The 13,914-nt window shown below is 55.9% G+C and carries 11 protein-coding genes; 6 read left to right on the forward strand and 5 right to left on the reverse strand.

What is annotated here, in order from left to right; all coding sequences use genetic code 11:
* Window positions 1–43 precede the first annotated feature (43 nt).
* Complete coding sequence (locus tag VNX88_07450) at window positions 44–1,009, reverse strand: hypothetical protein (protein HWY68485.1); 966 nt, start codon at window positions 1,007–1,009, stop codon at window positions 44–46.
* A gap of 85 nt (window positions 1,010–1,094) precedes the next feature.
* Here VNX88_07450 and VNX88_07455 point away from each other — a divergent pair, with 85 nt between their 5' ends.
* Window positions 1,095–3,893 carry a ComEC/Rec2 family competence protein gene (locus VNX88_07455; protein ID HWY68486.1) on the forward strand — a complete coding sequence of 933 codons (2,799 nt, stop codon included), beginning with the start codon at window positions 1,095–1,097 and terminating at the stop codon, window positions 3,891–3,893.
* Here the strand turns inward: VNX88_07455 and VNX88_07460 are convergent.
* Window positions 3,829–4,125 carry a DUF2007 domain-containing protein gene (locus tag VNX88_07460; protein ID HWY68487.1) on the reverse strand — a complete coding sequence of 99 codons (297 nt, stop codon included), beginning with the start codon at window positions 4,123–4,125 and terminating at the stop codon, window positions 3,829–3,831. The two genes, VNX88_07455 and VNX88_07460, sit on opposite strands and share 65 nt — an antisense overlap.
* Window positions 4,126–4,460: 335 nt before the next feature.
* Between VNX88_07460 and VNX88_07465 the strand changes: the two genes are divergently transcribed.
* The gene (locus VNX88_07465; protein HWY68488.1) at window positions 4,461–4,742 is read left to right on the forward strand and encodes a hypothetical protein; all 282 of its coding nucleotides are present in this window, start codon (window positions 4,461–4,463) and stop codon (window positions 4,740–4,742) included.
* Between the two features lie 349 nt (window positions 4,743–5,091).
* Here VNX88_07465 and VNX88_07470 read toward each other — a convergent pair whose 3' ends face one another.
* Genes VNX88_07470 through waaC form a run of 3 tightly spaced genes read right to left on the reverse strand, consistent with a single transcriptional unit; the run spans window position 5,092 to window position 7,639 of the window.
* Window positions 5,092–6,120, reverse strand: a complete 1,029-nt coding sequence (locus VNX88_07470; GenBank protein HWY68489.1) for a DUF3108 domain-containing protein — start codon at window positions 6,118–6,120, stop codon at window positions 5,092–5,094.
* Window positions 6,012–6,593 carry an isoprenylcysteine carboxylmethyltransferase family protein gene (locus tag VNX88_07475; GenBank protein ID HWY68490.1) on the reverse strand — a complete coding sequence of 194 codons (582 nt, stop codon included), beginning with the start codon at window positions 6,591–6,593 and terminating at the stop codon, window positions 6,012–6,014. The genes VNX88_07470 and VNX88_07475 overlap by 109 nt, the downstream gene beginning before the upstream one ends.
* Window positions 6,590–7,639 (reverse strand): lipopolysaccharide heptosyltransferase I, encoded by a 1,050-nt coding sequence (waaC, locus tag VNX88_07480; GenBank protein HWY68491.1) that lies wholly within the window; start codon window positions 7,637–7,639, stop codon window positions 6,590–6,592. Before waaC ends, VNX88_07475 begins: the two co-directional genes overlap by 4 nt.
* A gap of 221 nt (window positions 7,640–7,860) precedes the next feature.
* On the opposite strand from waaC, the gene VNX88_07485 reads away from it, so the two are divergent.
* The 4 genes from VNX88_07485 to VNX88_07500 all read left to right on the forward strand — a co-directional run bounded on the left by VNX88_07485 (window position 7,861) and on the right by VNX88_07500 (window position 12,817).
* Window positions 7,861–9,345 carry a M28 family peptidase gene (locus tag VNX88_07485; GenBank protein HWY68492.1) on the forward strand — a complete coding sequence of 495 codons (1,485 nt, stop codon included), beginning with the start codon at window positions 7,861–7,863 and terminating at the stop codon, window positions 9,343–9,345.
* A gap of 192 nt (window positions 9,346–9,537) precedes the next feature.
* Window positions 9,538–9,954: a GIY-YIG nuclease family protein gene (locus VNX88_07490; protein HWY68493.1), complete on the forward strand. Its 417-nt coding sequence runs from the start codon at window positions 9,538–9,540 to the stop codon at window positions 9,952–9,954.
* A 171-nt stretch (window positions 9,955–10,125) separates the two neighbouring features.
* Window positions 10,126–12,372 (forward strand): prolyl oligopeptidase family serine peptidase, encoded by a 2,247-nt coding sequence (locus VNX88_07495; protein HWY68494.1) that lies wholly within the window; start codon window positions 10,126–10,128, stop codon window positions 12,370–12,372.
* A 175-nt stretch (window positions 12,373–12,547) separates the two neighbouring features.
* Window positions 12,548–12,817: a GIY-YIG nuclease family protein gene (locus tag VNX88_07500; GenBank protein ID HWY68495.1), complete on the forward strand. Its 270-nt coding sequence runs from the start codon at window positions 12,548–12,550 to the stop codon at window positions 12,815–12,817.
* Window positions 12,818–13,914 lie beyond the last annotated feature (1,097 nt).

Here is a 13,914-nt window from a genome sequence, read left to right on the forward strand (position 1 = left end):
TCCTATTCCGGCCCTTCGGGCCTGGTGCTCGTAAAAAGCACACTCAATCCCCAAAGACCCGAATCAGGAGATTCCGTGCAAGCAGCTCATTCAGCTTGTCCGTCCCAAAACGCGACTTCATCTCTGCCGCAGGAAACTCACAATGCTCAACTCCATTGCCAACTAAGCGGTAAACGTACGCGACCTTCGCGTTCACCTCAGACTGCTTCACATCGCGCACGTACCCTACGGGCGAAAATTCCGCGATAAAAGCGAAAGACGCTGTCTTCTCCTCCGAAACGGCTTGCGTCACTGTGCTCTCAAACTGATCGGGAAGCACGGAGCAGTTCTGACCCTCACAACGCTCAAATGCCACGAGGTGGTTGAGTTGATTGATAAACTCCTCGCGCTCCCTGTCCGACGGTAAAGGATAAACAGGAATATCGGATTCCTTCGAAGGGTCATACAGCGACAGAACCAACGGGTGAGTGGGGGCAAACTCCGTCGTGTTGTGCTCATACACAACCCTACCGCTCACGCTGGTGACAAACCGCCCGTAGCGCGTGTCCTTGAGCTTGAGTTCGCTGTCCAGCCCCTGCATGCATTCCAAGTGGGGATTGATATGGGTCCCAACAAGAATGAATAGACCAACGCGATGCACGGAAACCGCCGAGCCCATGCAAGGAGTCTGAAACATGCCCGCTTGACCATCTTTGAAGAGTTCGTTCTGGAACCAACGCTTGGGGCCCCTTGCGAACCGGGCAACATGCAACGGAGCTTTGAGGAGATCGGAGCCTTCAACGCGCTCGTAGTAGGCGATGACGAACTCCATCGAGCTGTTCAGCACAGCATAGCTTGTGATTGCAGTGCGCAGATCGAGTAGCGAGTTCCTCGCCATCCGCTCGGGAATGCACGCGGCAGTGAACACATCGGCCAGAGTAGCGGACTGATCGAGAACCAGGTTCGCGCACTCAGTGTCCTTCTGCGCAAAGGCTGCGTTTGCCAGTAGTACCAGGATTGCAAAGGCCATGCGCATATACGCTCGCAAGCATACTCCGGAAATTTGACGTTTGTATGACTAGCAAACGCAGCAATTGGAGTAAACTCTCCCCTCCGTGGCCGCTGCTCCGTCGATTGCTCCCGCGCCGCCCGCACCCGCTCCTGCGCCAACCGCCGCTTCGGCGCTCGTCTCTTCGCGCTATCCAATGCTGTGGGCAGCTACGGCGTTCGCTGCTGGACTGCTGTGGGCTGGCTTCGCTACTGGTCCGACGTACTGGATTCCGCCAAACTGGCCGATTTTTGCAGCAATTCTGCTGCTCACACTGTCTGCTGTCTCGGCTAAACCTCGCCCACGAGCCGCATCGCCGATTGCTTTGATCGCAATTGCGATGCTCGGAATTGCGGAGGGCGGTCTCGGCAAGCCGTTGCAGACTGCTCTGTTGCCACCAGAACTTGACAACGCGCAAGTTGAGGTCACAGGATTCGTGACTCGCGCTGCACTTCCGGTACTCGAGACCGACGCCTCCAGTTTCGATTCGGAACAGGCTCCAACGGAAAGCTACCAGCAGATTGATCTGCAAGCTGAGACGATTGGCAAACTCGACCAGGAAACAGGCACGCCGAGCACTCTCACCTCTAGGTTAGGAATCAGGATCGGTATCTATGGATCGGCAGAAACCGCCGCAATATTTGCTGGACACGCAGCGCGCGAGTTTCATTATGGCGAGCGACTTCGGATTCGCGGACGAATACGGACGCCACAAATCTATGGCGACCCAGGCGGGTTCGACCGGCGGGCCTATCTGCTGAACAACGGAATCGTCGCTACATTCAGCGCGAAGTCGGCGGATGTGGAAGTACTGCCGGGGCGTGGTGGAACGCGATGGGGAGCTCTTCGTGCGGCTGCGCGGCGCAGCCTCCTGCAGCAGATGCTTGGGTTGAGAACTCCGGACGGGCAAGGCTGGCGCGTGTTCTCGATCAGCTCACCCGACGTAGCGCTGCTGGCGGCGATGATCCTGGGCGAACGCTCGTTGCTTGAGCAGAATGTGAAGCTTGATTTTCAGCGCACAGGTTCCTATCACCTGCTGGTTGTCTCCGGAATGGGAATAGCAATCTTTGCTTTTTCTGTCTTCTGGCTCGCGCGGCTGCAGCGACTTTCCGATACGGCGGCAACGATTGCGAGCGTCGTCTTTGTCGGCTTGTACGCTTCAGTGACTGACTTAGGCGCTCCGGTCCAGCGGGCGGCGTTTACGTGCGTGGTTTACATGCTGGCGCGGCTGCTGTATCGCGAGCGAAATTCGCTCAATGCCCTGGGAGTTGCCGCACTTGTGGCGCTGGTGATCGATCCTAAGGCGCTGTTCGATGCGGGATTTCAGATGACCTTCCTGGCAGTCCTAACGATCGCGGGAATCGCCGTTCCCATTATGGACCGTACAACAGCCTTCTATCGAAAGACTTTGCGCCACCTGGACTCCACAAGCTACGACCTGCATCTGCTCCCGAAACAGGCGCAGTTTCGCGTAGAGCTGCGCATGATCCTCGCTCGAATGGAACTCTTGCTGCCACGACGGGTAGCGCGATTCCTTGCGCTTGGCGGACTAAAACTCGCGGTGAGAACGGCTGATCTGATACTGATCTCTGCCCTGATGCAGGCCGTTCTCGCCCTGCCGATGGCTGTTTATTTTCATCGCGCCACTACTCTGGCGTTGCCGGCGAACCTCGCGGCCGTTCCCGTAATGAGCTTCCTGCTTCCAGTGGCGATTGGAACCACGCTGCTTAGCTACGCTGGAGCGTGGCTAGTGTTCATACCGCGCTGCGTGACAGCACTTCTACTGCATTTAATGAGCGCGGGAGTCGCTACATTTGCCCGTTTTCGTGGCGCAGATTTGCGCGTACCGGATCCTGCAGCTTGGGTTATCGCGCTTGCCTTGGCAGCAATCGCTGCGTGTTTGTTCAGCGCGAAGCGAAGATTTCACTGCATCTTAGGTGCAATTCTCTTGTTAGTGATCGCGGATGTCGCGCTGGTAATCGTCCGGCGTCCTGACACGGTTGCCGGAAAACTGGAGATTACCGTCATCGATGTGGCTCAGGGCGATTCTATTTTGGTAGTTACCCCGGCCGGCAAGACGCTGCTGATCGATGCCGGTGGCGCACTAGGAACCAGTAGGTCGGGTTTCGACGTTGGCGAAGAAGTGGTATCGAACTATCTTTGGGCGCGCGGATTGTCGCATCTCGACTCCGTAGCGCTCACCCATGCGCACGGAGACCATGTTGGAGGGCTGCCAACGGTCCTCAAAAACTTTCATCCAGCGGAGTTATGGGTTGCTCCAAGCCCTCCGGCGCGGGCTTATAGCGACCTTATCGCCCACGCTAAGGAGCTGCGCATCGCAGTCTTACAGCGCGTAGCGGGCGACAAATTCGACTTCGGAGGCGCACATTTCGAAGTTCTTGCGCCATCTTCAGACGCTTATCTGGCGCCAAAGCGCATCAACGACGCGTCTATGGTGCTTAAAATCACGTTCGGAAACGCCTCAGCGCTGCTGGAAGGCGACGCGGAGAGGCGCGAAGAGAACCTTATTTCGCCTCAAATTGGCGCTATAAACGTGCTTAAAGTGGCCCATCATGGCAGCTCTTCGTCCTCAATTCCCGCTCTAATTGACGCTATTCGGCCTCAATTTGCGCTTATTTCCGTGGGAAAGTTCAACCGCTATGGTCATCCGCGCGCGGAAGTTTTGACCAGGCTGGCAGACTCCGGTGCGTGTACTTTTCGCACCGACTACGAAGGAGCGGTGAGCTTATATCTCGACGCCAGCGGAGTGACGTCGGCGCGATGGGGAAGCCGCCGGCTCGCTATGGAGTTTCCGCCTCGCTGGATTCCTCCTCAGCAGACTGGTCATTGCGCTGCGATTCAATGATCTCTCGCGCTTCGTCGGCGTCCGACGGACGAACGCGTAGCATGACTCCGCCAACGCCAGGAAGAACGTCCTGCGGAGCGTCGCGATTCGTCAACAGGCTTTCGATTCCGTTTGATTCGAGCAATCCCTGAACTACCAATGCTTCGGCTTCGTCGCTGGTGTCGAGCACCGTTACCAATTCTTTTTCTTCATGGATCGGCGTTGGTTCAAAGCTCGGATTGGTAGCCATCATTCCTCCACTTTTGCGCAACAAAGCGCGAGTTCACGCATTACTCGACGCCACAGTGCAGCGACTTGGATGCACTGAAGTACCCAACAGTGTACTGCGTCACGTTGAGTCTCGGCGAAACCGATGTATTATGCGGCAATGCGTCCAGCTCAAGGGCAATTCGGCTGGTTTGGAATTTCTGCGCAACGCATCCCTATCGTCAGTCCATCCAATTCATTAATGCTCCTGCAAGGAGAGTTGGGCCAAGTAGACTCCGTGGATTCGGGGCCTTCGGCGAGCACAGATTGTGCCGTTGAGGTGAGGGAACTTGCCCGTGCAGGTTTCAGGAGATACTGCGGATGAGTCAAACGGGCCAGAATAAGGAACCACAGAAACGCAGCCAGGTTGAAATAGAACAGGAAGAAGAGAACCGCAAGATTCGCCGGCTGCAATTGATGATGAACATGGTGATGTCAGTCCTCGCTCAGGATGAAGACCTCACACTGGAGCAGGCGTCGGAGATGATCGCCAACGCCAAGACGGCGGCTCTCGCGATGTTCCCCGACAAGGAACTTGCCTACGATCTGATCTACCGTCCCCGTTTTCAGCGGTTGTTGAACGAGAGATTCAGACTGCAATAGTGCTCTGAAGAATGTTGTTTCGGTTCGGCCACGGCTGGTGCTGGTCGGGGGCCGGCACCACGTAATCCAGGCCTGCATAGATGTGTACTCTAGAGTTATCAAGCCAACGTCGCTGATGTCTTGTTTTTTCTACGGGACAAATGCTCGAAAAACAGGCTTTTGTCCCAACCGCTACATTCCATCTAATTCGCTGATTACAAACTGCTTATTTTAACTGATCGAGTTTGTCCCACTGTCCCAAACCCTATACCCGCGGGACAGTGGGACAGAGGCTCAAAACATTGTCAGAATCTTAAACATCAAGAGCTGGCTCAAGACACATTAAGGCCAGGCGGGAAATGCCCGAGAATCACGTCGTGCTTGGCCGCATTTGGGTAAGCCGAAACGTCGTCGTTCCCCAAAAGGCACGAGCCTGCATCTGGACCGGGATGCGACGATCGTCTTCCGAATACCACATCCAGATTTTTCCTTTTCCCTTTTGCGGACCATTTAGAGCTTCCCCCGAGACGCGAATCGTGTCGAACTTTCCTGCCGGCGTTTTCACCGACTCGCGGGCTTCGACTGTGACTTCGATGTCGGTGGTCTTTCCGCCGTCGCTGCTGGGGAAGGTGAACTTCGAGCCCGGCTGCAACGGCTGCGATCCTACGTAGTACAACGCCGCGAGAGTATTTGTGGCGCAACTCCCATTGTCATTCTCTTCGTGCTTCAGGTTTTTCGCGCGAATGTTCTGCTCGTCAACAATCGCCTTCTTGCGGCCGTAGTCGTACCGAACTTTGGTCTCGACTCGGCGGAAACCCTCTTCTGTGTGCTTGGTGAGAGACAGCACGCAGTTGGTCGGCGGATGGTAAAAAGTTTCGAGCCGATCATGAACGTGATAAAGCAACGCCACCGCTCCAGTGGCATCAGCGTCGACGACGATATGATGCTCGCCGTTCACATTGTCCAGCCGCACCGTCGCCCTGCCGGCGGTGACCAGGCGCCAGTCAACGCTGTAAGTAAATATCTGACCTTCAGGAAAGCGGTAATTTGGGATCGGCGGATTGATCTTTGAGCCGGAAACGAACGCGTCAGATTTTCCGGTCGCAGGAGCGGGACCAGAGTGCTGATTTGGGACACCGGTCGGCGGTTGAGAGGGTGCAGCCGGTGTGGGATGGGTCGCTTGAAATCCGGTGGCGATGATCGTTGCAAGCGCTATCGGTACAATCGCGCCGATCCTCCGGAAATGCGCAGTACGGTCTCTATCGATCAGTGTTTTTGCCCTGCCTTTTACTAGGCCCCCGCGCTTCCAGATCGGATCATTTTCACTGTAATCGCCAGCATCATCAAAACGGCGCCGATTAAGGCATTGTACTCGCGATGCTTCAGATAGAGCGTGGATGAGAAGTTGGAAATCAGGCTCTCGCCGGACCAGCGCGGCGCCAGCCGGGGCACACGTCGAGCGTAGAGTTCAAAATCGGGAAAGCGCGACCGCAGAAATGCTTCTTCGCTGCGGATCACCGGCACATAGATCGCGGTGAACATCGCTACCAGCAAAAACCATATCCAAAGACTCCCGGCAGCCAGCGCGAAGCCAATTCCTATAAGGATTGAGCCGAGATACAGCGGATTTCGCGTGTAGCTGTAAGGACCGGAGGTCGCCAGCTCCTCGTTCTTTTTCAGTTGTCCGGAGGCAATGGCTCGAATGGCAAGGCCGGCGACCACGACGATTGAGCCCGCGACGATGGCTCCAGGCGATGGCCGTGCCAGCCAGAGATAAATCACAGCGAACACGAATCCCAGCGGCACGCGAATGCGCCGCGCAATTCGGGACCATCCGCTCGGCACAGTGGTTGTTACAGTGCCGGCGCTCACGCGGGAACTCCCAGTAACGCCAGAGCCACCTCGGTGACTTGCTCGACGGTTATGGTCAAAAGGCCTGGCTCGGGCTGGCGACGGCGACTGTGATCGCGCTTGCTCTCCGGGCTCCGAAGCACTACATAGCGTCCTGCATAAGGACCATTTCGGGCCGGGTCCGTCGGGCCAAAGATAGCAACTGCCGGCGTTCCCAACGCATTCGCAAGATGCGAGGGCCCAGTATCTCCACCGACGAACAATGCAGCCCGACGACAGATCGCGATCAGTTGCAGAAGGGAACACTCCACAACCTGCGCCGATTTTTCATTGCCCTGGACTACCTCGTAAGCAAGGTTTTTCTCGCCCGGTCCGGCATTCACAAGGACTTTGATACCGTGTTCTCCCAGGGTGCGTACCAATGCGCCATACCGCTCCGCCGGCCAACACTTCGCCCCCCACCCAGCGCCGGGATTGACGATCGCGAATGAGCCAGAACTTGCGCCGGTTAGCTCGTCGGCCCAGTGCTCAGCCTCTGGGGAGACTGGAAACGGCGGCTGGATGGGGTCGAGGCTTCTTCCGACGGCAGCAGAGACAATCTCCGCCGCCTGATCGACGACGTGTCGTCCGGGTGTGCGTGCCTTCACGTTGTACCACCACCGCGCAGGCAACTCGCGCGGATGCATTGCTCCGGCTCGTACCCTTGCGCCACTCACTTTCGTGAGCAACGCCGAGCGAATCGCTCCCTGCAGGTCAATGACGTGATCGTAGTTCAGGTCACGCAATCGCGAGCGCAATGCGCGCATCTCTTCGCGCGTTATTGAAGAAAACGGATGCTGGCGCCACCGTCGCATGTGGACTTGATGGACGAAGTGGACGAGCGGCTGTTCGGGAGAAATCGAGGCGCTCGTGTCGGAGATTGCTCTGGAGGTCAGCAGCGGCGACCAGCGTTCTTCGATCGCCCAGTCAATGCGGCTATCGGGAAACTGCGCACGCAATCCCGCCACGGCGGGCATGGCATGGATGATGTCGCCCATGGCGCTGAGACGAACGATCAATATGCGCATCGCTACTTTGACCGGAATTGCACCCTAGATTTTCTCACGTGCGGTCGGCTCCGACCGTTGCGGAAGGGTGTTCTGACTTACCCCCTTGTGAAGGGGCATCGACTTTCAAAACCAGACACGGATCACACAGATGTAACGGATTGCACGGATAGTGAAAGTGCAAGTACGAATAAATCCCTTCGTTAATCCGTGATATCCGTAGAATCCGTGAGATCCGTGTCGTGTTTTTGAAAGTCGCAGCCTATCTTAGTGCGAACTTTGCCGCCTATATACTGCAAGCAATGCCGATCAGCTCACGTTTTCTGCGACTCGCCCTCATCTTTTTCATTTCTTGCCGCTTTACCTGGAGCCAAAATCCTTCTGATTCGAAGGTCAAGGCAGAAGCGGTTCGCGCTCATGAAATGTTTCTTGCCAGCGACGCTATGCGCGGACGCGGCAGCGCTACTCCTGATGAATGGATAACGGCGACCTACGTTGCTTCGGAATTCCAGAAGTACGGCTTGAAGCCCGGACTGCCGGACGGAACCTACATCCAACGCGCTGAGCTCGTTCAACCGGTTGTCGAAGGTCCCGCCAAAATCACGGCTCCGCAGAGTTCGAATCTTGCACCATTCGAAGAAGGCAAAGACTTCAGCTTGATCCGAACCAGCGGCGAGAGCTTTTCGGGACCGCTGCAGGTGGTCAACTCAGAAAATGCTGGCACGATTCAAATCCAACCCGGAGCCGTTCTTTTGCTCAGCAGCGACCTCGGCGCACAAGCGGGCACCGTGGGCAGGCGCGCTTATGGAGCTGGAGCGAAAGCGATCCTCCGCGAAGACCCCTCGTTGACAGCCGAGACACTTGCCAGGAGCCTGGACGAACGCAGCGCGATCGAACCTCATCTTCCCGAGACCGGACGGTCCTTAGGCAGAAGCTTTACGCTTCTCGCGGTCACCAAGGATGTAAGCGAGCGCCTCGCAAAACTCGCGCCCAATACTGTGGTCTCCTTCGACATCCACACCAAGGACACGCCGCGTTCCACCTACAACGCCGTTGCAGTGCTGTCTGGCAAAGATGCCAGCGCCAACGCCAAGACGATTCTGCTGTCAGCCCATCTCGACCATCTCGGAATCGGAAGGCCGGTAAACGGCGATTCAATCTATAACGGAGCGAACGACGACGCCTCCGGCACGATTGCTGTCCTTGAACTCGCGCGCGCACTCGCAGTTGGTCCCAAGCCGCAGCGAACGATCTACTTTGTTTGCTACGGAAGTGAAGAACTCGGAGGTCTGGGTTCGACCTACTTCCGCGACCACACGCCAGTTCCCCTCGACCGCATCGCAGCGAACATTGAATTCGAGATGATCGGCAACCAGGATCCCAAAATGCCAAAAGGGAAATTGCTCCTCACTGGCTGGGACCGCTCAAATCTTGGTCCCACTCTGGTCCAGCATGGAGCACTGCTAGGCGATGATCCTTACCCGGAGCAACATTTCTTTGAGCGCTCGGACAATTACTCTTTGGCGCTCAAGGGAGTGGTAGCTCACACGGTAGGAGGCTGGGGCACACCACCGACCTACCACAAGCCCGACGACGACATCGCTCATCTCGATTTCGATTTCATGACGCAGGCGATCCAGTCGTTCGTCGAGCCCGTGCGCTGGCTCGCCAACTCGGACTTTGTTCCGGAGTGGCTGCCGGGAAAAAAACCGGAAGCGACCCACTAAGAAAGCGATGCTCTGTATTCCAGCCGACTAAACGGCGCTTCTCCGGCGAAGGTTTATTGGTCCACTCAAGCGTGTCATCTTAAGCGTGTCATCCTGAGCCCCTCCTTTGGGTGAAGGACCTTGCGGTTGCTGTTGCCTGTGGTGTTGCTGTTGGTTTTGCCATTGTTCTTGCTCCTTGCCTAAGAGCAAGTCATGCACGACTACAAATATTTCGTATACATGCTCAACAGCAGCTCGCGCCGTGCCTTATACACCGACATCACAAACGCTCTTACCACTCGCGTACTTGAGCATCGACGCGCGGAAAATCCCAAGAGCTTCACGGCTCAATATAGTGCTTTCCGGCTGGCGTATTACGAAGAGTTTGCTGATGTTCGTGCGGCGATCGCCCATGAGAACCAGATTAAAGGGTCGACGCGAGCAAAGAAGAACGCGCTTGTAGCCTCGATGAATCCCCAATGGCGTGACTTAGTCTTGGAATGGGAGAAGAAGTATGGACTGGTATTTCAGCTTGATGGGCGAATCGTGAAGGCCGAAGCCGAAAGGCAACACCAACATCAACCGCAAGGTCCTTCGCCCAAGAGCAGGGCTCAGGATGACACGTCTTAGTTTGCGTGCGGTGTAAAAATGATTTTAGGGTCTAGCTGTGCAAGTAGCGGCCACCACTTCCTCGTCCATATCTTTACACTAGACTCGCCTGCTTTACGCTTCATCGTTGGAAGGCTGAGGAATCGATGAGAGTACACTCTCACTTCGGCTACAGTGCTGCGGGAGAAACGCATGCTACTCGGAAGACTCCGCTGTCTTTTCGGAACTGAATACTCGCAAGGTTCGACTTTGTCGCGACTCTGTGTCGCGGTGCTGTGTGCGAGCCTGCTTGGGGTGCAAACAACGACTGCGCCGTCGGGACCGCCGGTGACTCGCAAGGTTCCGGTCACTACGGAGTATCACGGGACGAAGGTCACAGAATATTACCGTTGGCTTGAGAACGGGCAAAGTCTCGAAGTAAAGCGGTGGGTCGCGCTGCAGAATCAGTACACGCGCAATTATCTCGATCATCTTCCGGCGCGGAGCGCGATTAAACGCGAGATCGAAGAGTTCTACAAGAAGAGTTCGCCAAGATATAGCGACATTCAGTATGCCGGCCACGTCTACTTCGCGCGTAAGCTTGATCCGCAGAAGCAGCAGCCGGTGCTGGTCACGCTCAAGTCGCCTGATGATGTTTCCAGCGAGCGCATTATCGTCGATCCCGCGCAGATGCCGGCCAAGAATCTTTCCATCGACTGGTACTTCCCGTCCCTGGACGGACGATTGGTTGGTGTGGCCGTGTCTCCGGGCGGAAGTGAGGATGCTTCGCTTTACGTCTTCGAGGTCGCCAGCGGGAAAAAACTGGATGACGTTATCCCTCGCGTGAACTACGCAACCGCCGGCGGCGGCATGGCGTGGATCAGCAACGGAGCCGGGTTTTATTACACGCGGTATCCGCAAGGAACCGAGCGGCCCAAGGCCGACGCCAACTTCTATCAGCAGATTTACTTTCATTCTCTGGGCACAGACCCGGCAGAATCCGATCGCTACATCCTCGGCAAAGACTTCCCGCGAATCGCCGAAATCACACTCGATTCACAAAGCAGCAATGGCAAGTATGTGATGGCGACGGTCGCGAATGGCGACGGGGGCGAGTTCGAGCACTTCCTACTCACACAGCAACACTCCTGGAAGCAGATTACGCGATTTCAGGACAAGGTCGTCTCTGCTACGGTCACTGCCGACGACAACATCTATTTGCTCTCGCGCGATGGAGCTCCGAAAGGAAAGGTTCTGCAGCTTTCCGCTTCCGATCCACGACTGAGCGCGGCGACGACGATCGTGCCCGAGCAAACCGGAAGCATTACCAATCCGGGAATTGGCGGTGATCTTGCTTATCGGACCATTATTCCGACTGCTGGTCGCCTTTATGTTCTCACCGTCAACGGCGGTCCCAACGAGCTGATTTCGTACGATCACGATGGGAAGCCTCAGGGAAAAGTTCCGATTGCGGACGTCTCTTCCGTAAACCAGGTGGTCGCGATCGAGGGCGATCAGATCCTTTACAACGCTGAAACGTTCACTACGCCAACTGCCTGGTACCGGTACAACGGCCCAGGGAATCCCGTGAAGACCGCCCTGGCAACGACTTCGCCCGTTAACTTCTCCGACACCATGGTCACGCGGGAGGAAGCAACCTCCAAAGACGGCACGAAGATTCCAATGACCATAATCCGCCGGAAAGACGCCAAGCTCGACGGCTCGAATCCCACGATGATTTATGGCTACGGTGGCTACGGTATCACTGAGACCCCATCATTTCTCGGAATCAATGGAAGATTGTGGTTGGATCAGGGCGGTATCTACGTCGACACGAATCTCCGTGGCGGAAGCGAGTACGGCGAGGAATGGCACCAGGCGGGCATGCTGACCAGGAAGCAGAACGTCTTTGATGACTTCGCGGCATGCGCTCTATATCTCATCGACCAGAAGTACACTTCGCCGGAACATCTCGTTGCGATGGGTGGAAGTAACGGTGGCTTGCTGATGGGCGCGGAGCTGACGCAGCATCCTGAGCTGTTTCGTGCTGTCGTCTCGTACGTTGGTATCTACGACATGCTGCGGACGGAACTGGATCCTAACGGCTCTTTCAACACGACGGAATATGGGACTGTGAAGGACCCGGCGCAGTTCCAGGCTCTGTACGCGTATTCTCCGTACCACCATGTGAAGGAGAAAACGAACTATCCCGCGGTGCTCTTCCTTACTGGCGACAACGACGCGCGTGTGAACCCGGCGCACTCGCGCAAAATGACTGCGGCTCTGCAGGCGGCAACCAACTCAGGGCACCCTGTCTTCCTGCGGACAACGTCGAAAGCCGGTCATGGCTTCGGCACTGCGTTGAGCGAGAGGATCGAACAAGCCGCAGATGTGAATGCGTTCATCTTTGACCAACTTGGGATAAAGTTCGTACCGACGGGTTCGGGCGGCAGCAACTGAGACACTACTAGAGAACGAGCGCCAACCGACTGAACAGCCCCTCGTCCGGCGAAGGTTTACAGGTCCACTTAAGTATGTCATCCTGAGCCCCGCTTTTGGGCGAAGGACCTTGTGGTTGCTGTTGGTTTTTGGTGTTGCCTTTGCTAATGTTCTTGCGCTTGCCTAAGAGCAAGTCATGCACGACTACAAATATTTCGTATACATGCTCAACAGCAGCTCGCGGCGTGCTTTATACACCGGCATCACAAACGCTCTTACCACTCGTGTACTTGAGCATCGACAGGCAGAAAATCCCAAGAGCTTCACGGCACAATATCGTGCTTTCCGACTGGTGTATCACGAAGAGTTTGCTGCTGTTCGTGCGGCGATCGCCCGCGAGAAGCAGATTAAAGGGTGGACGCGAGCAAAGAAGAACGCGCTTGTAGCCTCGATGAATCCGCAATGACGTGACTTAGTCTTGGAATGGGAGAAGAAGTATGGGCTGGTGTTTCAGCTTGATGGTCGGATTGTGAAAGCCGAAGCCGGAAAGGCAACAACAACACCCAACCGCAAGGTCCTTCGCCCAAAAGCAGGGCTCAGGATGACACGTCTTAGTTTAAGTGCTGTGTGTAAGGATGATTTTAGGATCTAGCTGCTCAAGTAGTGTGTCCCAGTCGAGACTCACGACATCAGTCGCATTCATGCTTCGAGACTGTAAATACGACGAGAAGCGTCGAGTTTGCTATATCGTCGCCTTAAAATCCCTGAAAGGCCAAGCGGAACTCCCAGAATAGGACCGACTGCGAGTGTCGCTACTGGACCTCCAGAGTCGGAGCAACCCCAGCAGGATTCGAGATCCCAAGCAAATTCGCCTGTTTCCGGTTGACCTTGCGACGAATTCGCATCAGGGACCTGTGCGAAGAAGGCGATGTTCTGTATGCCTGCGGACTGAACGGAAGCTAGGACCTTTTTCACAGTACGGTACGGCGCTCTTTCGTCCACTTTCAGGTAGACCTTCGGTTCCGCGCCCTGGCGCAGATCCCGCAAGATTCTTGACGAAAGGTCCTCTACAAGGATGAGGTCGTTGCCACACAAGACCTTTGAGTCACGCGTAACGGTAATGTGATCGCGCCTTGCTTAAGCGCTCGCCGCAGCGGCACCGAGTGCGTGATTTTCGGGAATTCGGACGTGCTGAACTGGTGGTGAAACGAGGGGGCGTAGCTCACCTCAATGACAAACACGACAAACACCACGAGGAACATCGCAACGCTGAAGACGGTTGTGTTGATGCCGCTGACAAGCCGGTTTCGAATTGGGCGGTTCCGGAGCATGCTAACCCTGCTCGATGCTAATGGACACCAACGAGAGCAGATAGGTTCCGAAGGTAATCGGGAGAGCCTTTAGCCCCAACCGCAACAGCAACACCAACCGCAAGGTCCTTCGCCCAAAAGCAGGGCTCAGGATGACACGTCTTGGTTTGAGTGCGGTGTAAGGATGACTGTACGACTTAGCTGTCTTTTTCTTCGTGCTGTTCCGAAGCTTCCGGCCACCTCAAAATTCAGT

The organism is Terriglobales bacterium, assembly GCA_035567895.1.
GTDB lineage: Bacteria > Acidobacteriota > Terriglobia > Terriglobales > Acidobacteriaceae > Gp1-AA112.

What these genes read in the sequence shown, in the direction of transcription:
- VNX88_07450 (HWY68485.1), bottom strand. Translation starts at nt 1,009, where the DNA reads ATGGCCTTTGCAATCCTGGTACTACTGGCAAACGCAGCCTTTGCGCAG.
- VNX88_07460 (HWY68487.1), bottom strand. Translation starts at nt 4,125, where the DNA reads ATGATGGCTACCAATCCGAGCTTTGAACCAACGCCGATCCATGAAGAA.
- VNX88_07465 (HWY68488.1), top strand. Translation starts at nt 4,461, where the DNA reads ATGAGTCAAACGGGCCAGAATAAGGAACCACAGAAACGCAGCCAGGTT.
- waaC (HWY68491.1), bottom strand. Translation starts at nt 7,639, where the DNA reads ATGCGCATATTGATCGTTCGTCTCAGCGCCATGGGCGACATCATCCAT.
- VNX88_07490 (HWY68493.1), top strand. Translation starts at nt 9,538, where the DNA reads ATGCACGACTACAAATATTTCGTATACATGCTCAACAGCAGCTCGCGC.
- VNX88_07495 (HWY68494.1), top strand. Translation starts at nt 10,126, where the DNA reads ATGCTACTCGGAAGACTCCGCTGTCTTTTCGGAACTGAATACTCGCAA.
- VNX88_07500 (HWY68495.1), top strand. Translation starts at nt 12,548, where the DNA reads ATGCACGACTACAAATATTTCGTATACATGCTCAACAGCAGCTCGCGG.